The following is a 21,818-nucleotide window of genomic DNA, read 5'->3' as shown; positions in this document are numbered from 1 at the left end:
TCTGCCGGGCAGGAACCCGGAGCTCCGCCATGGTCACCACCACCCTCGGCATCAAGGTTGACGACACCCTCAGGGAGCGGCTGCGCCTGGCCGCCGAGCGCCATGGGCGCACGCCCCATTGGATGCTGAAGCAGGCCCTCGTCACCTTGCTGGACCGCCTGGAGGCGGAAGGCGGCGCCACCGATCTTTCCGGCGCGGACGCGACTTTGGCCGAAGCCCTGGCGGGTACGGGCGGGGAGAACCCCTTCCTCGACTTCGCCCGCTCCGTGAAGGCGGAGGGCCATCTGCGCAGCCGCATTACCGCCGCCTATCGCCTGCCGGAAGACGAATGCGTCCCGCGCCTTGTCGCCGAGGCGAGCCTGCCCGATGCGCTGGCCGACGAGGTGGCCGCCACCGCCCGCACCCTGGTCACTGCCCTGCGCGAAAAGGCGGGGCGGGGCGCGGTGGAGGCGCTGATCCGGGAATATGACCTCTCAAGCCAGGAGGGCGTCGCCCTCATGTGCCTGGCCGAGGCATTGCTGCGCATCCCCGACCGCCCCACCCGCGATGCCCTGATCCGCGACAAGATCGGCCGGGGCGACTGGCTCTCCCATCTCGGCCACAGCCGTTCCTTGTTCGTGAACGCGGCCACTTGGGGGCTGCTCGTCACCGGCAAGCTCACCGCCACCGCGAGCGAGAGCGGCCTGTCCTCGGCGCTCACGCGCCTTGTGGGCAAGGGCGGCGAGCCGCTCATCCGGGCCGGCGTGGATCTGGCCATGCGCATGATGGGCGAGCAGTTCGTCTCCGGCCAGACCATCACCGAAGCGCTTGCCAATGCCCGCAAGATGGAGGCGAAGGGCTTCCGCTATTCCTATGACATGCTGGGCGAGGCGGCCATGACGGCCGCCGATGCGGACCGCTATTTCGCCAGCTACGAGCAGGCGGTGCACGCCATCGGCAAGGCCTCCGGCAAGCGCGGCATCTATGAGGGGCCTGGCATCTCCATCAAGCTGTCCGCCCTCCATCCGCGCTATTCCCGCGCCCAGCGCGAGCGGGTGCTGGCCGAATTGCTGCCCCGCGTGCGCGCGCTCGTGCATCTGGCGCGGTCCTATGACATCGGGCTGAACATCGATGCGGAGGAGGCGGACCGGCTGGACCTCTCCCTCGACATCCTGGAGCAGCTCGCCTTCGACCCGGAGCTTGCCGGCTGGAACGGCATCGGCTTCGTGGTGCAGGCCTATCAGAAGCGGGCGCCCTTCGTGCTCGACTTCGTCATTGATCTCGCCCGCCGCAGCGGCCGGCGCATGATGGTGCGCCTGGTGAAGGGCGCCTATTGGGATGCCGAGATCAAGCGCGCCCAGGTGGATGGCCTGGAAGGCTTCCCGGTCTATACCCGCAAGGTCTATACCGACGTCTCCTATCTCGCCTGCGCCCGCAAGCTCTTGGGCGCGCCCGACGCGGTCTTCCCGCAATTTGCCACCCACAATGCCCAGACGCTCTCCGCCATCCTGGCCATGGGCGGCGGCAATTATTATCCCGGCCAGTATGAGTTCCAGTGCCTGCACGGCATGGGCGAGCCGCTTTATGAAGAGGTGGTGGGCGCGGACAAGCTGAACCGGCCCTGCCGCATCTATGCCCCCGTGGGCACCCACGAGACCCTGCTCGCCTATCTGGTCCGGCGGCTGCTGGAGAATGGGGCCAACACCTCCTTCGTGCACCGCATCGCGGACGCGAACATCCCCATCGAGGCGCTCATCGCCGATCCGGTGGCGGAAGCTGCCGCCATCCGCCCCCAGGGCGCGCCCCATCCGCGCATCGCCTTGCCGCGCCGGCTGTTCCCGGATGGGCGCGTCAATTCCGCCGGCCTCGACCTCTCCAACGAGCAGCAATTGGCGGCGCTCGGCAGCGCGCTCCTCGCCAGTGCCCATGAGGCGCATCTGGCCGAGCCGCTGCTGGCAGATGGCGCGGTGGAAGGGGAGGGGCGCCCCGTGCGCAATCCCGCCGATCTGCGGGACGAAGTGGGTCGCGTGGTGGAGGCGGACCCCGCGCTCGCCGCCCGCGCGGTGGAGGAGAGCGCCCGCCTTGGCGCCGTGTGGCCCGCCACCCCGCCGCACGAGCGGGCGCGCTGCCTGCGCCGGGCGGCGGATTTGCTGGAAGAGCGCATGCCGAGCCTGCTCGGACTGATCGTGCGCGAGGCCGGCAAGTCCCTGCCCAATGCGGTGGGCGAGGTGCGCGAGGCGGTGGATTTCCTGCGCTATTATGCGGCGCAGGCGGAGGGCTTCGACAATGACACCCATCGCCCGCTGGGTCCGGTGGTGTGCATCAGCCCCTGGAACTTCCCGCTCGCCATCTTCACCGGCCAGGTGGCCGCGGCGCTCGCCGCCGGCAATACGGTGATCGCCAAGCCGGCGGAAGAGACCCCCCTCATTGCCGCCGCCATGGTGGGCATGCTGCGGGAGGCCGGCGTTCCCCCCGGCGCGCTCATCCTCCTGCCGGGCGATGGCACGGTGGGGGCGGCCCTGGTGGCCGATCCCGGCGTGCGGGGCGTCATGTTCACCGGCTCGACAGAAGTCGCCCGCCTCATCCGCGCGACGCTCGCGCAGCGCCTGGCTCCCGATGGCCGGCCGATCCCCCTCATTGCCGAGACCGGCGGGCAGAATGCCCTGGTGGTGGATTCCTCCGCTCTGGCGGAACAGGTGGTGGCGGATGTGATCGCCTCCGCCTTCGATTCCGCCGGCCAGCGCTGCTCGGCCCTGCGCATCCTGTGCCTCCAGGAGGAGATCGCCGACCGCACGCTGGCTATGCTGCGCGGCGCGCTCAAGGAATTGCGCATCGGCAATCCCGCGCGGCTCGCCACAGATGTGGGGCCGGTCATCACCGCCGGGGCGCGGGAGGGCATCCTCGCCCATGTGGCTGCCATGCGGGAAAAGGGCTTTGCCATCGAGGAGGCGCCCCTGCCGGAGGAATGCCGCCACGGCACCTTCGTCGCCCCGACCCTCATCGAGATCGATGCCATCGGCGCGCTCACCCGCGAGGTGTTCGGCCCGGTGCTGCATGTGGTGCGCTATGCCCGCGAGGACCGGGACGGGCTGCTTCAGGCCATCGCGGCCACCGGCTATGGGCTCACCTTCGGCCTTCACACCCGCATCGACGAGACCATCGCCGAGGTCACCGCCCGCGCCAGCGCCGGCAATCTCTATGTGAACCGCAACCTCATCGGCGCCGTGGTGGGCGTGCAGCCTTTTGGCGGGCACGGCCTGTCCGGCACCGGCCCCAAGGCAGGCGGGCCGCTTTATGTGAACCGGCTGCTGGCGGTGCGCCCGCCTTATGCGCCGTCCGAAGGCACCGCACCGGCGCCGGACGCCGCCGCGTTGGCCTGGGGCGCGCACCTCTCTGCCAAGGGCGTGCCCGAGGCGGTGGTCGCCCGCTGCGCGCGGCTGGCGGAGCGGGCCTTGCCCGGCCGGGTGCAGGAGCTGGCGGGGCCGGTGGGCGAATCCAACCTCTATGCGCTGAAGGCCCGCGGCACGGTGCTGTGCCATCCCGCCACCTCGCTCGGCCTGGTGCTCCAGGTGGGGGCGGCGCTGGCGGCGGGCAATCGGGTCCTGCTGGATGCCCCGACCTCCCTCGACGGTTTGCTGGAAGGCCTGCCGGCCGCCGTCGCCACCCGCCTCACGCGGGTGCGCGGCCTGCCGGAGGGGCGACTTGATGCGGTGCTGTTCGAGGGCGATGCCGACACCTTGCTCGCCCTCGACCGGCAATTGGCGGAAAGGGACGGGCCGCTGGTGGCGGTGCACGGGCTCTCCGCCTCGGAACTGGGGGAGGGGGCCGACTATCCGCTGGAATGGCTGCTGGAGGAGCGCTCCATCAGCACCAACACGGCCGCCGCCGGCGGCAATGCCTCGCTGATGACCATCGGCTGAGGCGCGCGCCGCCTTGGGAGGCTTGAAGCCCTCTCCCGGCCCCGGGGGAGGGCTTTTTTGTTGCCGAGGATTTTCCTGTGTGACTCCCAAGGGATGGGGCGGCCGTTCGGGCCGCTGGGAGAGGCGGCAGCGGGACGCCGCGAAAATTCCCCTTGCGTATTTCTGATGAATTTCGATATTCATCAGAATTCAGATTGGAAGACCCCATGGCAGTGACACGGCCCAAGGAGACGGCGGACGAAACCCGCGAGCGCATCGCGCGGGTGGCGGAGGAATTGTTTCGCCGCATGGGATTTGCCAAGACGGCGGTGGCAGACATCGCCGCCGAGCTCGGCATGTCGCCGGCCAATGTCTATCGCTTCTTCCCTTCCAAGACCGCCATCGTCGAAACCATCTGCAACCGCTGCCTCGGCGAGATCGAGCAGGAGACGCGGGAGATCGCGCGGGCCGACCTGCCCCCGGGCCAGCGGCTGGAAGACATGTTCATCGCCATCTTGCGCTACCACCGGGACAATTTCCTGGTGGAGCGGCGGGTGCATGACATGGTCCTGGTCGCCATGGAGAACAATTGGAGCTCGATCGAGGCCCACAAGGAAAACATCAAGGCTATGATCGCCCAGGTGCTCGCGCAGGGCACGGCGGATGGGGTCTTTCGCGCCTGTGACAGCGCCGATGTCTCCGAGATCATCATGGGCTGCATGGTGCGGTTCTGCCACCCGGTGCTGGTGGTCCAGTGCATCGACGAGGACCTGGAGGCCCAGCTTCGGGCCACCATGCGCTTCCTCCTCGGCGCCCTCGCGCCGACCCCGGTCTGACCCCGGCGCCCGCCCGCGCAGGGATTTTTGTACCTTTTTTCTGACGAAAATGAACTTTCGTCAGTGATGATACGTAACCCTTCACCTCGTTGAACCGGACTTCGCGCCATGCCCGCTTTCACGTCCCCTGATCCGGTCCAGCCCGCCTCCGGGCGCGCGTTCTTGCTGCGCCTCTTGCCCGTGATTGGGTTCGGCCTGCTGCTGGCCGGCTGCGGGGATCCGGCCCCCGCCGAGGAGGCCGGTCCGCCCGCCCGGCCGGTGCAGGTGATCACGGTGGCGCTGACCCCTCTCGAAGCCGACAAGAGCTTCGTGGGCGTGGTGCGGGCCCGCCGCGAGATCGACCAGTCCTTCCGCGTGGGCGGCAAGGTGGTGCAGCGGTTCGTGGATGTGGGTCAACGGGTGCAGGCGGGCCAGGTGATCGCCACCCTCGACCCGCAGGACCTGCGCCTGCAACTGGAAAGCGCGGAGGCCGAGTTCGCCGCCGCCACCGCCAATCTCGCCCAGACGGCGGCCGAGGACGGGCGTTATCGCACCCTCACCGCGCGGGGCTTTGCCTCCAATGCGGACCTGGACCGCAAGTCGGTGGCCAAGGAGGAGGCCGCCGGCCGGCTGGAGCGCGCCCGCCGCTCCCTCGACCTTGCCCGCAACCAGCTTGCTTATACCGACCTGAAGGCCGATGCGGACGGCGTGGTCATGACCACGTCCGCCGAGCCCGGCCAAGTGGTCACCGCCGGCCAGACGGTGGCGCGCATCGCCCGCTTGGACGAGAAGGAGGCGGCCGTCGCCCTGCCGGAGACGGCGCTGGCTTCCGCCCGTACCGATACTGCCACGGTCACCCTCTGGGCCGAGCCCGACCGGGTGTTCAAGGCCCGCCTGCGCGAGCTGTCCCCCCAGGCGGATGCCACCAGCCGCACCTATGCCGCCCGCTTCAGCATCGAGAATGCCGACGACACAGTGGCGCTGGGCATGACCACCTTCGTCATCCTGCATCCCACCCATGTGCCCAAGGTGGCGCGCCTGCCGCTCTCCTCGGTGTTCGACAAGGGCGCGGGGCCGCGCGTCTTCGTGGTCGATCCCACCACTCATACCCTGGAGGCGCGGCCCGTGACGGTCGCCGGCTACACGTCGGATTCTGCCCTGGTGTCGGAGGGGCTGAATGGCGGCGAGCAGGTGGTGACCATGGGCGTCCAGACGCTGGACCCTGGCCGTGTTGTGCGCACGGTGCCCGCCAAGGTGGACGTGGCCCGCGCCACGCCTGCCGCATCCTCCAAGTGAGCGGCGGGGACGGATCCATGTCAGACGACGCATCCCACGGCGCGCCCACCGGCGGCTTCAACCTCTCGCGCCTTGCCATCACCCACCGCGCTTTGACCTTGTTCGCCATTCTCCTGGTGGCGGCGGCGGGGGTCTTTGCCTACTTCAACCTGGGCCGGGCGGAGGATCCCTCCTTCACCATCAAGGTCATGGTGGTGAGCGCGGTCTGGCCGGGCGCGACCTCCACCCAGATGCAGGAACTGGTGGCCGACCCCATCGAGAAGAAGCTCCAGAGCCTCGCCCATCTGGAGCGGGTGGAGACCTATTCCCGCCCGGGCGTCAGCTTCATCCAGGTGACCTTGAAAGATTCCACCCCCGCCTCGGACGTGAAGCCCCTGTGGTACCAGGTGCGCAAGAAGGTGGACGACATGAAGGACGAGTTGCCGTCCGGCGTGGTCGGTCCCTTCTTCGACGACGAATATGGCGACGTCTATTCCAATCTCTACATGCTCTCCGGCGACCAGGTCGCCCCCGCCGAGCTGAAGCGGCAGGCGGAGATCATCCGCCAGAAGCTGCGCCGGGTGCCCGGCGTGCAGAAGGTGGACATTATCGGCGAGCGGCCCGAGCGCATCTATATCGAGTTCAGCCACGCGCGCCTGGCCACCCTCGGCATCACCCCGCAGCAGGTGTTCGACGCCGTGGCACGGCAGAATGCGGTGGTCTCGGGCGGCGCCGTGGACACCAAGGCGGACCGCATCAATCTGCGCCTGTCCGGCGCCTTTTCCGGGCCCGAGGCCATCGCCGCCGTTCCGGTGGCGGCGGGCAATGCGGTGTTCCGCCTGGGCGACATCGCCACGGTGCGGCGCGGATATGAGGACCCCGCCTCCTTCCTCATTCGCCAGAACGGCCGGGATGCGGTGGGCATCGGCGTCACCATGGAGGCGGGCGAGAACATCATCACCTGGGGCGAGGATGTGAAGGCGGCCATGGACAAGGCCATCGCCGACCTGCCCGTGGGCATCGACGTGACGCAGGTGGCCGACCAGCCGCACATCGTCTCGCTCTCCGTCGGTGAGTTCCTGCGCACGTTTGCCGAGGCGCTGGTGATAGTGCTGGTGGTGTCCTTCCTGTCGCTGGGCTGGCGCACCGGCATCGTGGTGGCGCTCTCCGTGCCCCTCGTGCTCGCCATCGTGTTCGTGGTCATGCTGTCCATGGACATGGACCTCCACCGCATCACGCTGGGCGCCCTCATCATCGCGCTCGGTCTGCTGGTGGACGACGCCATCATCGCCATCGAGATGATGGTGGTGAAGATGGAGGAAGGCTTCGATCGGGCGAGCGCGGCCACCTTCGCCTGGAGCTCCACCGCCTTTCCCATGCTCACCGGCACGCTGGTGACGGCGGCCGGCTTCCTGCCGGTGGGCTTCGCCAAGTCGTCGTCGGGCGAATATGCCGGCGGCATCTTCTGGGTGGTGGGCATTGCGCTGATCGCCTCCTGGTTCGTGGCGGTGATCTTCACGCCCTATCTGGGTTACATGCTGCTGCCCGACTTCAAGAAGAAGGCCGGTGCCGGCGGCCATGGCGGTCATGATCTGCATGACGGTCGGCTCTACCGGCTGCTGCGCGGGGTGCTCGGCTTCTGCCTGCGCCGCCGCTTCCTGGTGATCGGCGTCACCTTCGGCCTGTTCGCCCTCTCGGTGGTGGGCTTCGGGGCGGTGCAGCAGCAATTCTTCCCCACCTCCACGCGCTCCGAGCTGTTTCTGCAGATGCGCCTGCCCGAAGGCACCTCCATCTCGGTGACCGAGGCCACCGCCCGCAAGGCGGAGGCCCTGTTCGCCGGCGATCCGGACGTGGTCACCGCCACCACCTATGTGGGGCAAGGCACGCCGCGCTTCTGGCTGGGCCTCAATCCGGTGCTGCCCAATCCCAACTTCGCCGAGATCGTCATCGTCACCAAGGACACCGAGGCCCGCGATCGTCTGAAGGACAAGCTCGATGCCGACATCGCCGAGGGCGCGCTGAGCGAGGCGCGGGCCCGCGTCGACCGCTTCGTGTTCGGCCCGCCGGTGGGCTTCCCCGTGCAGTTCCGTGTGGTCGGCCCCGATCCCATCCTGGTGCGCCAGATCGCCGAGGATGTGCGCACCGTGGTGGCGCGCGACCCGGCGGTGATCGATCCGCACCTCAATTGGGGCGAGCGGGTGAAGTCCATCACCCTGGAAGTGGACCAGGACCGCGCCCGCGCCATCGGGTTGACCTCCACCGACATGGCGCAGACGCTCCAGACCTTGCTCTCCGGCTATACCGTGACCCAGCACCGCGAGGGCAATCTGCTCATCGACGTGGTGGCGCGCGCCGTGCCGGAAGAGCGCATCGACCTGGAAAAGCTCGCCACCCTCACGGTCGGCACCCGCAACGGCGTGGCCGTGCCGCTGGGGCAAGTGGCGCGCATCCTCTATGCCACCGAGGAGCCGATCCTGTGGCGGCGCGACCGCGACCTGGTGCTGACCGTGCGGGCGGACATCAAGGACGGCGTGCAGGCTCCCGACGTCACCGCCCGCATCCTGCCCAACCTGTCGGCGCTGAAAGCCGGCCTGCCGACCGGCTACCGGGTGGAGGTGGGCGGCTCGGTGGAGGAGAGCGCCAAGGCCAACAAGGCGCTGGCCGCCGTGTTCCCGCTCATGATCATCACCATGCTGTCCATCCTGATGGTCCAGCTCCAGAGCTTCTCGCGCCTCGCTTTGGTGCTGGTGACCGCGCCGCTCGGGCTCATCGGCGCCACCGCCGCGCTCCTGGTCAGCCACCAGCCCTTCGGCTTCGTGGCGCTGCTGGGGCTGATCGCGCTCGCCGGCATGATCATGCGCAACACTGTGATCCTGGTGGATCAGATCGACACGGACATCGCCGCCGGCCATGCCCCGGCGGAGGCCATCGTGGACGCCACCTTGCGGCGGGCCCGACCAGTGGTGCTGACCGCGCTGGCGGCGGTTCTGGGCATGATCCCGCTGACCCATTCTGTGTTCTGGGGGCCCATGGCCATCACCATCATGGGCGGCCTCCTGGTGGCGACCGTGCTCACCCTGGTGTCGGTGCCGGCCATGTATGCCGCCTGGTTCCGGGTGAAGCTGGGCGCGCCTGCGCCTGCCGTTCCTGCCGCTGCGGCGGCGCAGCCGCCGGCGGTGCCGGCAGCGCAGTGAGGCGGCGTTTCACGGGGCGCTGCGCGCCCTCTTCCCTCTTCTCCAGCGCCCGGCCAGACCGCAACCGGGCCGGGCGCTGGCGGAGAACCCCGCATCCGGTCACCGCCCCCTTCCACCGGATGCGGGGGCTTCCCTTTGGGAAGGAAACAGTGTCCACTGGTGGGCTGGTAAGGCTCATCGGCAGTGGGCGCTCTTTGCCCCCTGCCATCCCCCGGCCGCGCGACCCAAGGCCCCACCCAAGCCGCGCGTCCGTGCGGGGAACCCCGCATCCGGTCGTCGCCCCCAAAGACCGGATGCGGGGGCCCCCTCGAAGGGAGCCCAATCGGTCCAGGGCGTGAGACGCCGGACGGGCCGGGCGCCGGCACGCGCGAGCGCTTCAGCGTTCCATGGAAAAGCGGCAGCGCCCTATCTGCTTGTTTTAACGCTTTTTCCTCACGCGAAGCGGTCCTGCTGCGCTTGGAAATGCGCTCCGTCCGGCGCAGCCGCGCGCCCTCAGCCCCTCAGACCGCCACCGCCTCTTCCACCAGCGAGATGCGCAGCGGCTCGTGGCCGGTGACGGCCAGGAAGCGCAGCAACTCGCTGGGCGCCAGCGTGGTGGTCTTCTCGTTGGTGAGGGGGTGGCAATTCACATAAGGCGCCGCCAGCAGCACCTCGTCGATGGCGACGGTGACTTCGCGTTGGGGATCGTTGGCAGCGGCCAGCAGCGTCACCGCGCCGGGCAGCACGCCCAGTTTCTCATAGAGCGCTTCCGCCGAGCCGAAGGACAGGCCGCCCTTCGCACCGATCTTCGATCGCAGACCTTTGAGGTCCACGGGCGTCCCTTCCTCGATCGCCACCAGGAAGTAGTTCTTCTTGGAGTCTCGCAGGAACAGATTTTTGGTGTGGAGGCCAGGAATCTCGCCCCTCAGCGCCTGCGACTCCGCCACGGTGTGCACCGGCGGGTGGGAGTGGGTGGTGGCCGCGATACCGTGGGCGTCGAGAAAGTTCAAAAGGCCGTCGGGCGTGAGAGGCATGGTTCAACTCTGATCCGGTCGCGAGCGGAGCTGGACGGCACGCGCGCCGCGGGCGACGGACGCTGGACAGATGCGGTCCGCATCTCCCCGTGCTCTCGCCCTTGCGCCGCGCCGGAACCTTCACGATCCCGGCTGCCGCCGACTTCGGACAGGTCTCGCTCTGTCCTGGCCGAAGCCCGAACTCCCCGCGCATCTACTCCCTAAAGCTTGCACCAGCCGGCATGCGCCGGCCGATGAGCCTGTGCCAGCCCGGCGGAGCCGGCCGGACTGGTCCTCCCTGACCCTGCCGGAGCAGGGCCGTTGCGCCGCATTGGGTGCAGTGCAACAGAGTGCGTCGAACGGCGGCCGGACGCAAGCCGGCTTGCCATCCCACTTTCGATAAATCTGAGGTGGCCTTAGATCTTTTGGTTGTACTCGCCCACTTCCGGGTGGGTGCGCAGCACGGAATCCACCGCCTCGAACATCTCGCGCATGCGCGCCTCGGAGACGGGGCTTTCCACCACCACCACCAGTTCCGGCTTGTTGGAGGAGGCGCGCACCAGGCCCCAGGAGCCGTCCTCGGTGGTGACGCGCACGCCGTTCACCGTCACAAGGTCGCGGATCTTCTGGCCGGTGACGAGCGCGCCCTTGGCCTGGAGATCCTCGAAATGGCTGACCACCTTGGCGACGATGCCATACTTGGCCTCGTCCGCGCAGTGGGGGGACATGGTGGGCGAGGACCAGGTCTTGGGCAGCGCCAGGCGCAGCTCGGAGAGCTTCTTGCCGGGGTTGCGGTCCATCATGTCGAGGACGGCGATGGCCGAGACGAGGCCATCGTCATAGCCCCGGCCCACGGGGGCATTGAAGAAATAGTGGCCGGACTTCTCGAAGCCCACCAGGGCCCCGGTCTCGTTCACCCGGCGCTTCATGTAGGAATGGCCGGTCTTCCAATAGTCCGCCTTCACGCCCAGCTTGATCAGCTCGGGATCGGTGGCGAACAGGCCGGTGGACTTCACGTCCACCACGAAGGTGGCGCCGGGATGCAGCTTGGCAAGGTCGCGGGCGAGCATCACGCCCATCTTGTCGGCGAAGATTTCCTCGCCCTCGTCATCCACCACGCCGCAGCGGTCGCCGTCGCCATCGAAGCCCAGCGCCAGGTCGGCCTTGTGCTCCAGCACCGCGTCCCGCATGGCATGGAGCATCTCCATGTCCTCGGGGTTCGGGTTGTATTTGGGGAAGGAATGGTCGAGCTCGCAATCGAGCGGGATCACTTCCGCGCCCAGCGCTTCCAGGATGCGCGGGGCGAAGGCGCCGGCGGTGCCGTTGCCGCAGGCGCAGATGACCTTGATAGGGTGCTTCAGCTTGGGCCGGTCGGTGAGGTCCTTGATATAGACCTCCGGGAAGCCTTCCACGAACACATAGGAGCCGCCGCCGCGCAGGTCGAACTTGGCGCCGAGCACGATCTCCTTCAGGCGGGTCATCTCGTCGGGGCCGAAGGTCAAGGGGCGATTGACGCCCATCTTCACGCCGGTCCAGCCATTGTCGTTATGGGAGGCGGTCACCATGGCCACCGCCGGCACGTCCAGCGCGAACTGGGCGAAATAGGCCATGGGGGACATGGCCAGCCCGATGTCGTGCACCTTGATGCCCGCCGCCATCAGGCCGGACACCAGCGCCAGCTTGATGGAGGAGGAATAGCTGCGGAAGTCGTGACCGGTGACGATCTCGGGCTTAACACCCATCTCATGCATCAAGGTGCCCAGGCCCATGCCGAGCGCCTGGATGCCCATCAGGTTGATTTCCTTCTGGAACAGCCACCGCGCATCGTATTCCCGAAAGCCGGTCGGCTTCACCATGGGCTCGGATTCGTAAGCATAGGTGTTGGGCGTCAGAGCGGGCTTCGGGGTCGGAAACATGCACGGCCTCTCCGGCAACAAGGGGACGACACGACAAGCCTTGCCCGACAGACGAAAGCAAGGAGAAAAACTTGCCACCTTCGGGTGATCTTTTGGATGCTCGCGGACCGAGCCTTCAATGCGACGGAACTGCGAAGGTTCCATGACGTGTTCGCTCATGCGGGAAAAGTGTTGCGGCGCAACAGGCTGCCACCCTGAAAAAAATCCGCAGAGGGGGTGTCGGGATGCCCGATCTGCCGTCGTCTTCCATGGGAGGATGGGCATGCGGCCCGTGCCTCCCGCCGGGGATGGGCGGATCGACCGCAGGGCCGGCCGTGACCGGCCAAGGGAGGGGAGGCATCATGATCGTACAGCCTTATCTGTTCTTCGACGGCCGCTGCGCTGAGGCGCTCGACTTCTACAAGGCGGCGCTGGGCGCCGAGGTGGAGATGATGATGCGCTTCGGCGAGGCGCCCCCCGCGCCCGATGGCGCCCCTTCCGAAGGCTGCGGTCCCGGCCCTGGGGCGCAGAATGCCGACAAGATCATGCACGCCTCCTTCCGGGTGGGCGACACGGTCATCATGGCCTCCGACGGAAATTGCGGCGAGGCACCGAAATTCGAGGGCTTCTCCCTTTCCATCACGGTCTCGGACGCGGCCACCTGCAACCGTGTGTTCGCGGCGCTGGGCGAAGACGGGGCCGTGATCCAGCCGGTCATGGCCACCTTTTTCTCGCCTGCTTTCGGCATGGTGCGGGACAAGTTTGGGGTCTCATGGATGGTTCTCGTCTATGGCTGACCCCATCCCCCGGCCGGGCGCCGCAACCCGCTCGGCCGGGGGAGTGATGTATCGTTTAGGTTGAGTTTAATTTTGTATTGCAACCAAAGGTTATTCTTGGTTCAGTGACCCCTACTGGGATGGGGGATCACATGAAGCGTGCATTCGCGGCAGGCCTCGCCTGCCTGATGGTGGCCGGCTGCCAGACCTCAACCGCGCTGGCGCCGCCGACGCCGGCTTATCGGGATCTGGGGCCGACGATCCAGAATATGGGTTATGACGAGCTTCTGCTGCCCTCAACGGCCTATGGTCCTGGCCTGCTTGTCACGTCTAGCGCAGGGGCGGGCGGGGTCTCGCCGCCCTTGCAACTGGCCTATATCTGCAGTCCCTTATACACGGCAGCACCACCGCCTCTGGTTGATCCGGCGGCCTCGGCGCAGACCGCGCTGAGCCTCAACGGCGCCTTCAATGTGGATGCCACGGTGCTCAAGGCCATCGGCCTCGGCGCAAAGGCGGACTATGTGGAGACGGTGACGCTCTCCTTGTCCGACGTCACCGTCGAGCAACTGGCGCTGGCCGACCTTGAGGCCATCGTCGACACGCTGGGGCCGAAGTGCAAAGGCCTCCTGAACAAATACCGCAATCAAGGCATTGCGTATCAGACGCTGCAGGCTGTGCGGGCGACGGTCACGTATCAGGTCACGTTCAAGCAGGGCGCGTCCGCCGAGGTGAAGAATGCTGTCATTCGGTCCCTCGGCCTCAGCGTGGGCGCCAATGTCCAGAGCACCGGCGACAGCTCGGTGGCTGCCAAAGGCCTCTATCTGGGCCTCAAGCTGAAGAAGGTCGGAGCCTAGCCCCTGCGCGCCCTCGCCGCCCGCACGGCTCCTTTGGGGGCATCCGGCGAGAGGCCGACGCGGCGCGCCGCCGGAGCGGCGCGCGTCGTCCACACCCCTCCGTAATACCCCGTGCAGACTTCCCCAACTGCCTCTAAGCTGAGGGTCCCGCCTGTCCAGCGCATTCCGTATGGACAGGCCGCCGGGCCTTCTCTCAACGGACGGCGCGGCGTCGACGTAATCTGGTCCCGGTCTTGCAGGCGCAGGCCGGGACATCGCTCCACACGTCAAGGCCGCCGCTCAGGCGGCGCAGAGGGAAGCCAGATGATGAAGAAGCTTTTGATCGCAGCGGGCCTCGCCCTGGCCGTGGGAAGCCTGCCCGCTTCCGCCGACGTGCTCGACAAGATCAAGGAAAAGGGCGTGCTGGTGGTGGGCGTGAAGGCCGACTACAAGCCCTTCGGCTTCCGCGATCCCTCTGGCGCGATTGTGGGCATCGAGCCTGATCTTGCGGCAGACGTGGCCAAGCGCCTGGGCGTGAAGCTGGAACTGGTGCCGGTCATCTCCGCCAACCGGATCGAGTTCCTGCAGCAGGGCAAGATCGACCTGATGATCGCCACCATGTCGGACAAGCCCGAGCGCCGCAAAGCGGTGCTGGCGATCGACCCGCAATATTATTCCGACAGCGTCAACATCCTCCTGTCCAAGAAGGCCAAGCTCGGCAGCTGGGAAGACCTGAAGGGCAAGGTGCTCTGCGGCACGTCGGGCGCCTGGTACAACAAGGAAGTCTCCGCCAAATACGGCGCCGAGGTCAAAGCTTTCGACGGCTCGGAAAAGCCCCTGTTCGCCCTCAAGGGCGGCGAGTGCATCGGCTACCTGTATGACCAGACCTTCGTCCAGGGCAAGCTGCTGGATGCCGAGTGGAACACCGACTATGCCATGCCGCTCCCGGGCGTGATGGAGGCCCCCTGGATCCTGGCGGTGGCCCCCGGCGAGGACAAGTTCGCCAAGTTCATGACCGACACCACCATCGACTGGATGAAGACCGGCTTCATCGTCAGCGAAGAGAAGAAGTGGGGCATCGAGCCCACCGACTATTCCAAGCGCATGCATGAGAAGTACAAGGGCAGCTGAGCCGCGGCCCCATCCGGCCGGGTTTCGTCCTTGAGGCGTTGCCCGGCCGTCTTCTCCTTTGGCCGCCGGCCGCGCCCCGCGCGCCCGGCGTGCTGCACATATCGGCGTATTACGGGGGCATAGCCCCCGGCTTCCTGCGGCGGCTCATCCATGGAAATGGTCTCGGAATGGTTTCGTGAACTCTACGAAACCACGGGCATCAACCTGACCATCGTCTATGACGCCTATGACCGGCAGCGCTTCCTGTCGGGCCTCGGCATGACGGTGTACCTGTCGGTGGTGTGCATCTTCATCAGCCTCGTCATCGGGGCGGTGGGTGCCTGGGCGCAGGGCAGCCCGCTGCGCATCGTGCGGGCGCTGGTGAACGGCTTCGTCATCATCTTCCGCAACACACCGCCGCTGGTGCAGATCTTCTTCTTCTATTTCGGCCTCGGCCAGATCCTGCCCCGCATCGAGGGCGCGGACGGCATGCGCGTGCCCCTGCTGTCCAACGTGCAATGGGCCATCGTCTCCCTGTCCTTGTTCGCGGGCGCCTTCAACGTGGAGATCTTCCGGTCCGGCCTTGAGGCGGTGCCGCGCACCACCACGGAAGCGGCGGAGGCGCTCGGCTATACCCGCCTTGGCGTCTACCGCCACGTGCTCTTGCCGCTCGCCTTGCGCATCTGCCTGCCGGCGCTCAACAACAATCTGGTCAATCTGCTGAAGACCACGACGCTGGCCTATGCCATCGCGGTGCCCGAGACGCTCTATGTCTCCAAACAGATCTGGACCGACAGCCAGAATGTGCCGGTGATGATGATCGTGCTGCTCATCGTCTACACGGCGCTGGTGGGGATGCTGGTCTTCATCATGCACCGGTGGGAGAAGATGCTGGCCATTCCCGGCTTCGGCCAGGCGGGTGCGAAATGAGCAAGTCCTCCCTTTCCGCTCCCCTCGTCGTCGCCCCGCCCGCCGCCACCGCCGCCGGCCCGGACAGCGTGCTGCCCGTTCTCCTGCCCTATCGCCTGCGTCCCACGGCGCCGCTGCGCTGGCCCCGCCTCGGGCTCATCTCGTGGGTGGGGATTGCCGGCCTTGCCTTGTTCATCGGTGGCGTCGCCCATGCCCAGTCGGGGGCGGACCGGCTCTCGGCCATTGCGGTGATCTGGAAATGGTCGCCCCTTCTTCTGTCGGGCTTTGCCTTCAACATTCTCATTTCCGTGCTCTCCATGTCGCTCGGCACGGTGGCGGGCCTCGCCCTTGGCCTGGCCCAGCTCGGCGAGAACGCGCTCCTGCGCAAGGCGGCCTGGGGCGCCACCCAGTTCTTCCGCAATGCGCCCTGGCTGGTGCTCCTGTTCTTCGCCATGTTCATGATCCCGTTCCAGTTCCGGATCTTCGGCACCACCATTCCCTTCCCCGACTGGGTGAAGGCGGTGATCGGCTTTGCCCTGCCGGTGATGGCGAACGTGTCGGAGATCGTGCGCGGCGCGGTGGCCTCGCTGCCGTCGGGCCAATGGGAGGCGGCGGAATCGCTGGCCTTCTCCCGTCGCCAGACCATGTGGCGGATCATCCTGCCCCAGTGCATCAAGCGCATGCTGCCGCCCTGGATGAACCTTTATTCCCTGGTCACCATGGCCACCGTGCAGGCCTCCATCGTGGGGGTGACGGAAATGCTTACCCTGACGGCGCAGGTGCACGCCGCCGAGGGCGGCCGGCCGGACCTGCTGGCGCCGCTCTATGGCTTCGCCATGCTGTGCTTCTTCCTCTACTGCTATCCCATCGAGCGCTTCACCCTCTATCTGGAGCGGCGCTTCCAACTCCACCAGTGACCGGCGCGCGGAGGCCCTGTTGACGGCTCCCCACTCTTCCAACCCGGCCGAGGATTTCGGCTGGACCCCCGACCAGCCCTTGGTGCGGGTGATGGATGTCTACAAGTCCTTCGGCACCTTGCCGGTGCTGCGCGGCGTGTCGTTCGACGTGCGCAAGGGCGAGGTGGTCTGCATCATCGGCCCCTCCGGCTCGGGCAAGTCGACGCTCATCCGCTGCATCAATGCGCTGGTGCCCATCGATTCCGGCACCATCCGGGTGGAGGGGCAGGAGGTGAACGACCCCGATCTCGACAAACTGGCGCTGCGCCGCAAGGTCGGGATGGTGTTCCAGCAATACAACCTCTTCCCCCACCGCACCGCCCTGCAGAACGTGATGATGGCGCCCATCCACGTGCTGAAGCAGGACAAGAAGGAGGTGGAAGCCCGCGCCCGCGCGCTCCTCGCCAAGGTGCGGCTTGCCGGCAAGGAGGATGCCTATCCCGGCCAGTTGTCCGGCGGCCAGCAGCAGCGCGTGGCCATCGCCCGCTCGCTGGCCATGCGGCCCGACGTGATGCTGTTCGACGAGGTCACCGCCGCCCTCGATCCGGAGACGGTGAAGGAGGTGCTGGTCACCATCCGCGAGCTGGCGGAAGAGGGCATGACCTGCATTCTCGTCACCCACGAAATGGGCTTTGCCCGCGAGGTGGCGGACCACATCTATTTCACCGATGCGGGCGTCATCGTGGAGCACGGCCCGCCGGAGGAATTCTTCGCCGCCCCCAAGGACCCCCGCACCCAGGCCTTCCTCGGCCAGATCCTCTGAGGCCCGGCGGCCCCGCCGCCGGCACCGTTGAGTTCAGGCTCGACGCCGGGCGTTCCGTCGGCCAAGACTATCGCTCCACGGCCGGGACGGCCCGTATGGCGGTGCGTTTGCGATGCAGGACCAAGACGTGATCGATGCCCCTCCCGCCCCGCCGGCGGGGGAGGGCGCCCCGGCCAATCTCACCACCGAGCTGACTTGCTCGCGCGGCTTTGGCGAGTGGCTGGCCCAGCACAATGTGAGCCTGGCCTTCTCCTCCTATCAGAGCGGGCAGCTCTTCCTCATTGGCCGCTTTCCCGATGGTACCGTCTCCTTCCATCAGCGCGATTTCGTGCGCGCCATGGGCCTGTGGGCCGAGCCCGGCCGGCTGTTCCTCGCCTCGCTGCTCCAGGTCTGGCGGCTGGAGAATGTGCTGGCGGACCATGAGCGGGCGAACCAGCATTTCGACCATCTCTATGTGCCGCGCACGGCCCGCATCACCGGCGACGTGGACGCCCACGAACTGGGCGTGGACAGGCGCGGACGGGTGATCTTCGTCAACACCAAGTTCTCGTGCCTCGCCACCTTCAGCCTCACCCATTCCTTCCAGCCGGTCTGGAAGCCCAAATTCATCTCTCGCCTCGCGGCGGAAGACCGCTGCCATCTCAACGGCATGTGCATGGAGGGCGGGCAGGTGCGCTATGTGACGGCGGTCAGCCGGACGGACGTGGTGGATGGCTGGCGCGAGCACAAGGCGGGCGGCGGCGTCGTCATCCGGGTGGAGGATGACGCGGTGGTGGCGGAGGGGCTCTCCATGCCCCATTCACCGCGCCTTTATGGCGGCTTCCTGTGGGTGCTGGATTCCGGGCGCGGCTATCTGGTGCGCATCGACCCGGCGACGGGGGCACGGCTGGACGTGGCTTTCTGCCCCGGCTTCCTGCGCGGCCTCGCCTTCCATGATGGCCACGCCATCGTCACGCTGTCGCTGCCGCGCTATCTGAACTTCAAGGGCCTGCCCATCGACGAGGAGATCGCCCGGCGGGGCGGCCAGCCCTGGTGCGGGGTGCAGATCATCAATCTGGCCACCGGCGACATCGTGCAGTGGATCCGGCTGGAGGGCCATATCCGCGAACTGTTCGACGTCACCGTCATTCCCGGTGTCGCCTGCCCCATGGCCGCCCCGCTCCAGGGGCCGGACCTGTCCAATCTCATCACGGTGGAGGCCCCGTCCCGTTCCCTGGACGAGCCTGGACCGCCGTGAGAGGGGGCGAAGAGATCAGCCCCGCGCCGCGCGGCGCGGGGGCTCTTCCTCGTCGAACGTGCCCTCGAAAACGCTGATGAGCGCCCGCCGGATGGCCGACTGGCGGGCGGCGGAGGTGATTTTCGCGCCCATCAGGTCGGTGACGTAGAACACGTCCACCGCCCGCTCGCCGAAGGTGGCCACGTGCGCCGAGGCGATGTTGAGGTTGAGGCGCGAGAGCGTGGTGGTCAGCTCGAACAGGAGGCCGGGCCGGTCGAGGCCGGAGACCTCAACCACCGTGTGGCGGTTCGACCAGCTGTTATTGACCGTCACCTCCGGCTCCACCGTGAAGGTGCGCCGCGCCTTGGGCAGCTTGCGGGCCATGACTTCCGGCAAGCGCACGGAGCCGGTGAGCGCCTGCTCGATGGCCTCGCAGATGCGGCCCGCGCGGCGCTCCTCATCTTCGTCCCGATCGAAGGCGCGGCGCACCGAAATGGTGTCGAGCGCGAGGCCGTCCGTGGTGGTGGAGATCTGCGCGTCCACGATATTGGCGCCCGCCGCCGCGCAGGCCCCGGCGATCACCGCCAGCAGCTTGGGATGGTCGGGGGCGAGCACCGTGAATTCGGTGATGCCGCGCGCCTGCTCCATGTCGGCGCGGGTGGAGAGCGCCTTGCCGGCGGCCTCGGTGGCCGCGATGAACCGGGCGTGGCGGACCTTGGTGTCCAGGTCCATGCGCAGCCAATAGGGCGGATAATGGCGCGCCGCATAGGCCGCGAAGGCCTCGTCCGACCAGTCCGTCAGCGCATGGCGCAGCTGGTTCTGGGCGATCTGCACCCGCTTGCCGCGATCCACTTCCGAGAAGCCGCCGGTGAGAACCGGCTCGGTTTCATAATAAAGGGTCTTGAGAAGCTGGGCCTTCCAGCCGTTCCACACCCCCGGACCCACCGCGCGGATGTCGGCGGTGGTGAGGATCAGCAGCATCTTCATCCGGTCGAGGTTTTGCACCACGGCGGCGAAATTCTCGATGGTGCGGCGGTCCGAGAGGTCGCGCGACTGGGCGACCGTGGACATGACCAGGTGCTGCTCCACCAGCCAGGCCACTGTCTCCGTCTCCACCGCATTCAGGCCGAGGCGGGGGCAGATGCGGCGGGCGACGCGAGCGCCGGCGATGGAATGGTCCTCGGGCCGGCCTTTGGCGATGTCGTGCAGCAAGAGCGCCACATAGAGCAAATGGCGCGGCTTGATGGTGCCCATCAATTCATTGGCCAGCGCATTCTCAGGGTTCGTCTTGCGCTCGATCTCCGAGAGGATGCCGATGCAGCGCAGCAGATGCTCATCCACCGTATAGTGGTGGTACATATTGAACTGCATCATGGCCACGACCTTGCCGAATTCCGGCAGGAAGCGGCCGAGCACGCCCACTTCGTTCATGCGCCGCAGCACCGTCTCGGGGGCGTTGCGCGAGCACAGCACCTCCAGGAACAGGCGGTTGGCCTCCACGTCCTCGCGCAGCTTGGCGTCGATGAGGGAGAGCGAGCGGGCGGCCAGGCGCAGCGCGTCGGGATGGAAGGCGAGGTCGCGCTTGTCGGCGATGTGGAACATGCGGATCAGATTGATCGGCGCGCGCTCGAAGGCGGCCTCGTCGGCCACGTTCAGGCGCTCATTGTCGATCACGAAATCCGGGCTTTCCTTCAGGCGCGTGCGCTTGGTGCCCATGCGCAGGCGCCCCACCATGCCCTTGAGGCCCGGCACCGGCTTGTCGTGCCGCGCCTCCAGCGCCGCCGAGAGGATGGCGGTGAGGTCGCCCACTTCCTTGGCCACCAGGAAATAGTGCTTCATGAAGCGCTCGACATCCCGCTGGCCGGGATGCTCAGTATAGCCGAGGCGCTCGGCCATCTCCCGCTGCACGTCAAAGGACAGGCGCTCCTCCGCCCGGCCGGTGAGGAAATGCAGGTGGCAGCGCACCGACCACAAGAAATCCTCGCAGCGGGTGAACAGGCGCACCTCGTCGCGGGTGAACACGCCCTTGGCCACCAGCTCGTTGGCGGAGCGCACGCGATAGACGTATTTGGCGATCCAGAAGAGGGTGTGCAGGTCGCGCAGGCCGCCCTTGCCGTCCTTGACGTTGGGCTCCACCACATAGCGGGACGAGCCAGCCTTGCGCAGGCGCTCCTCCCGCTCGGCCATCTTGGCGGCGACGAACTCGGCGGCGGTGCCTTCCACCACCTCGGCGTCGAAGCGCTTTTCCAGGTCCTCGAACAGCACCTTCTCGCCCACCAGGAAGCGGGCTTCCAGGATGGAGGTGCGGATGGTGATGTCGGCCCGCGCCTGGCGCAGGCACTCATCCACCGAGCGGGTGGCGTGGCCCACCTTCAGGCCCAGGTCCCAGAGCATATAGAGCACCGCCTCGGCGACGCTCTCGCCCCAGGCGGTCTGCTTGTAGGGCAGCACGAAGAGGATGTCGGTGTCGGAGCCCGGCGCCATCATGCCCCGGCCATAGCCGCCCACCGCCACCACCGCCATGCGCTCGGAGCGGGAGGGATTGTCCACCGGATAGAGCACGGTGGTGGCCACCTCGAAGGCGGCCGCGATCACCGCATCCTGGAGCGCGGAGAGGCGCTGGGAACAGGTGCGCCCGTGGCCGTCCTCCATGAGCAGGCGCTCGGCCTCGGCGCGTCCCTCGGCCATGGCCTGCTTCATGCGCGCCACCACGGCCCGGCGCAGGTCGGGCTCCGGCCCCTTGTGGTCGCGGGCGATGGCGAGGACGTCCGCCTTCATCCGGGTGCCGAGGAACGGCTCGGCGATGGTGCGGGAAGACCGGTTCGTCCGCTGCGTACTCATGCGATCCCGACGACCTAGCTGGCGTTGGCCCCAAGCGGGGGAAGAAATTTGCTTTAACGCAAACAAGGCCCGCCGTCACGGCGCGGCGCGGCATGACCTTTGGGAAGGAGCGGGTGCATCCGGCTGGGCCGCTGGGGAAGGTCGCGGGCGCGCCGTTAACCGCCCCTTAAATGGCCGCAATCGAAGGTCGAATAGGGACATCGATCCGGACGGGCCGCACCTTGCCTGTGCCGGGAGTGATGACGGATCCGGCGTTCAGGGGCCACGGCGCCTCCGGATCTCCCTGCGTTGGGCGAATCAGGCGTGCGGGAGCCTCGCGCGAGAGCCTGGCCCAGCTTCCGGTGGTTCGGGGCCGCGTCCCCGCT

The 21,818-nt window shown here is 67.5% G+C and carries 14 protein-coding genes; 11 read left to right on the top strand and 3 right to left on the bottom strand.

The genetic code is table 11. The features are described from left to right. The first annotated feature begins 29 nt into the window (after window positions 1-29). The 4 genes from putA (at window position 30) to J5J86_RS03740 (ending at window position 9,162) form a co-directional block, all read left to right on the top strand. Window positions 30-3,899, top strand: a complete 3,870-nt coding sequence (gene putA / locus J5J86_RS03755) for a trifunctional transcriptional regulator/proline dehydrogenase/L-glutamate gamma-semialdehyde dehydrogenase (RefSeq protein ID WP_209103561.1) — start codon at window positions 30-32, stop codon at window positions 3,897-3,899. Window positions 3,900-4,105: 206 nt separating this feature from the next. Next, a complete protein-coding gene (locus J5J86_RS03750; RefSeq protein WP_209103560.1) occupies window positions 4,106-4,714 on the top strand; it encodes a TetR/AcrR family transcriptional regulator in 609 nt (202 codons plus the stop codon). 108 nt (window positions 4,715-4,822) lie between these two features. Further along, a complete protein-coding gene (locus J5J86_RS03745; protein ID WP_209103559.1) occupies window positions 4,823-5,989 on the top strand; it encodes an efflux RND transporter periplasmic adaptor subunit in 1,167 nt (388 codons plus the stop codon). Window positions 5,990-6,006: 17 nt separating this feature from the next. Further along, window positions 6,007-9,162: an efflux RND transporter permease subunit gene (locus tag J5J86_RS03740; protein ID WP_209103558.1), complete on the top strand. Its 3,156-nt coding sequence runs from the start codon at window positions 6,007-6,009 to the stop codon at window positions 9,160-9,162. A gap of 500 nt (window positions 9,163-9,662) precedes the next feature. Here the strand turns inward: J5J86_RS03740 and J5J86_RS03735 are convergent, their stop codons facing one another. Together J5J86_RS03735 and J5J86_RS03730 are read right to left on the bottom strand one after the other, a co-directional pair. Further along, a complete protein-coding gene (locus J5J86_RS03735) occupies window positions 9,663-10,175 on the bottom strand; it encodes a prolyl-tRNA synthetase associated domain-containing protein (protein ID WP_209103557.1) in 513 nt (170 codons plus the stop codon). Between the two features lie 395 nt (window positions 10,176-10,570). After that, window positions 10,571-12,070, bottom strand: coding sequence for a phosphomannomutase/phosphoglucomutase (locus J5J86_RS03730; RefSeq protein WP_209103556.1), 1,500 nt, complete (start codon window positions 12,068-12,070; stop codon window positions 10,571-10,573). A gap of 341 nt (window positions 12,071-12,411) precedes the next feature. Between J5J86_RS03730 and J5J86_RS03725 the strand changes: the two genes are divergently transcribed. The 7 genes from J5J86_RS03725 to J5J86_RS03695 all read left to right on the top strand — a co-directional run bounded on the left by J5J86_RS03725 (window position 12,412) and on the right by J5J86_RS03695 (window position 18,633). Then, the gene (locus J5J86_RS03725; RefSeq protein WP_209103555.1) at window positions 12,412-12,846 is read left to right on the top strand and encodes a VOC family protein; all 435 of its coding nucleotides are present in this window, start codon (window positions 12,412-12,414) and stop codon (window positions 12,844-12,846) included. Window positions 12,847-12,977: 131 nt separating this feature from the next. Next, window positions 12,978-13,679, top strand: coding sequence for a hypothetical protein (locus J5J86_RS03720; protein ID WP_209103554.1), 702 nt, complete (start codon window positions 12,978-12,980; stop codon window positions 13,677-13,679). 306 nt (window positions 13,680-13,985) lie between these two features. Continuing rightward, a complete protein-coding gene (locus J5J86_RS03715; RefSeq protein ID WP_209105222.1) occupies window positions 13,986-14,789 on the top strand; it encodes a transporter substrate-binding domain-containing protein in 804 nt (267 codons plus the stop codon). Window positions 14,790-14,939: 150 nt separating this feature from the next. Continuing rightward, window positions 14,940-15,698 (top strand): amino acid ABC transporter permease, encoded by a 759-nt coding sequence (locus J5J86_RS03710; RefSeq protein WP_209103553.1) that lies wholly within the window; start codon window positions 14,940-14,942, stop codon window positions 15,696-15,698. Beyond that, complete coding sequence (locus J5J86_RS03705) at window positions 15,695-16,594, top strand: amino acid ABC transporter permease (RefSeq protein ID WP_209103552.1); 900 nt, start codon at window positions 15,695-15,697, stop codon at window positions 16,592-16,594. Before J5J86_RS03710 ends, J5J86_RS03705 begins: the two co-directional genes overlap by 4 nt. 91 nt (window positions 16,595-16,685) lie before the next feature. Then, window positions 16,686-17,396, top strand: a complete 711-nt coding sequence (locus J5J86_RS03700) for an amino acid ABC transporter ATP-binding protein (protein ID WP_274706728.1) — start codon at window positions 16,686-16,688, stop codon at window positions 17,394-17,396. A gap of 127 nt (window positions 17,397-17,523) precedes the next feature. Further along, window positions 17,524-18,633, top strand: coding sequence for a TIGR03032 family protein (locus tag J5J86_RS03695; protein ID WP_247658004.1), 1,110 nt, complete (start codon window positions 17,524-17,526; stop codon window positions 18,631-18,633). 15 nt (window positions 18,634-18,648) lie between these two features. Here J5J86_RS03695 and J5J86_RS03690 read toward each other — a convergent pair whose 3' ends face one another. Beyond that, the gene (locus J5J86_RS03690) at window positions 18,649-21,453 is read right to left on the bottom strand and encodes a [protein-PII] uridylyltransferase (protein ID WP_209103550.1); all 2,805 of its coding nucleotides are present in this window, start codon (window positions 21,451-21,453) and stop codon (window positions 18,649-18,651) included. Window positions 21,454-21,818: the final 365 nt, after the last annotated feature.

This window comes from Aquabacter sp. L1I39 (assembly GCF_017742835.1).
In the GTDB taxonomy this organism is placed as follows: Bacteria; Pseudomonadota; Alphaproteobacteria; order Rhizobiales; family Xanthobacteraceae; genus L1I39.
The sequence above is the reverse complement of the archived record's forward strand: the minus strand, read 5'-3'. Positions and strand labels throughout refer to the sequence as shown.

Excerpts from the sequence above, each read along its gene's own strand:
- putA (WP_209103561.1), top strand. The coding sequence starts at position 30 with ATGGTCACCACCACCCTCGGCATCAAGGTTGACGACACCCTCAGGGAG.
- J5J86_RS03750 (WP_209103560.1), top strand. The coding sequence starts at position 4,106 with ATGGCAGTGACACGGCCCAAGGAGACGGCGGACGAAACCCGCGAGCGC.
- J5J86_RS03745 (WP_209103559.1), top strand. The coding sequence starts at position 4,823 with ATGCCCGCTTTCACGTCCCCTGATCCGGTCCAGCCCGCCTCCGGGCGC.
- J5J86_RS03740 (WP_209103558.1), top strand. The coding sequence starts at position 6,007 with ATGTCAGACGACGCATCCCACGGCGCGCCCACCGGCGGCTTCAACCTC.
- J5J86_RS03735 (WP_209103557.1), bottom strand. The coding sequence starts at position 10,175 with ATGCCTCTCACGCCCGACGGCCTTTTGAACTTTCTCGACGCCCACGGT.
- J5J86_RS03730 (WP_209103556.1), bottom strand. The coding sequence starts at position 12,070 with ATGTTTCCGACCCCGAAGCCCGCTCTGACGCCCAACACCTATGCTTAC.
- J5J86_RS03725 (WP_209103555.1), top strand. The coding sequence starts at position 12,412 with ATGATCGTACAGCCTTATCTGTTCTTCGACGGCCGCTGCGCTGAGGCG.
- J5J86_RS03720 (WP_209103554.1), top strand. The coding sequence starts at position 12,978 with ATGAAGCGTGCATTCGCGGCAGGCCTCGCCTGCCTGATGGTGGCCGGC.
- J5J86_RS03715 (WP_209105222.1), top strand. The coding sequence starts at position 13,986 with ATGAAGAAGCTTTTGATCGCAGCGGGCCTCGCCCTGGCCGTGGGAAGC.
- J5J86_RS03710 (WP_209103553.1), top strand. The coding sequence starts at position 14,940 with ATGGAAATGGTCTCGGAATGGTTTCGTGAACTCTACGAAACCACGGGC.
- J5J86_RS03705 (WP_209103552.1), top strand. The coding sequence starts at position 15,695 with ATGAGCAAGTCCTCCCTTTCCGCTCCCCTCGTCGTCGCCCCGCCCGCC.
- J5J86_RS03700 (WP_274706728.1), top strand. The coding sequence starts at position 16,686 with ATGGATGTCTACAAGTCCTTCGGCACCTTGCCGGTGCTGCGCGGCGTG.
- J5J86_RS03690 (WP_209103550.1), bottom strand. The coding sequence starts at position 21,453 with ATGAGTACGCAGCGGACGAACCGGTCTTCCCGCACCATCGCCGAGCCG.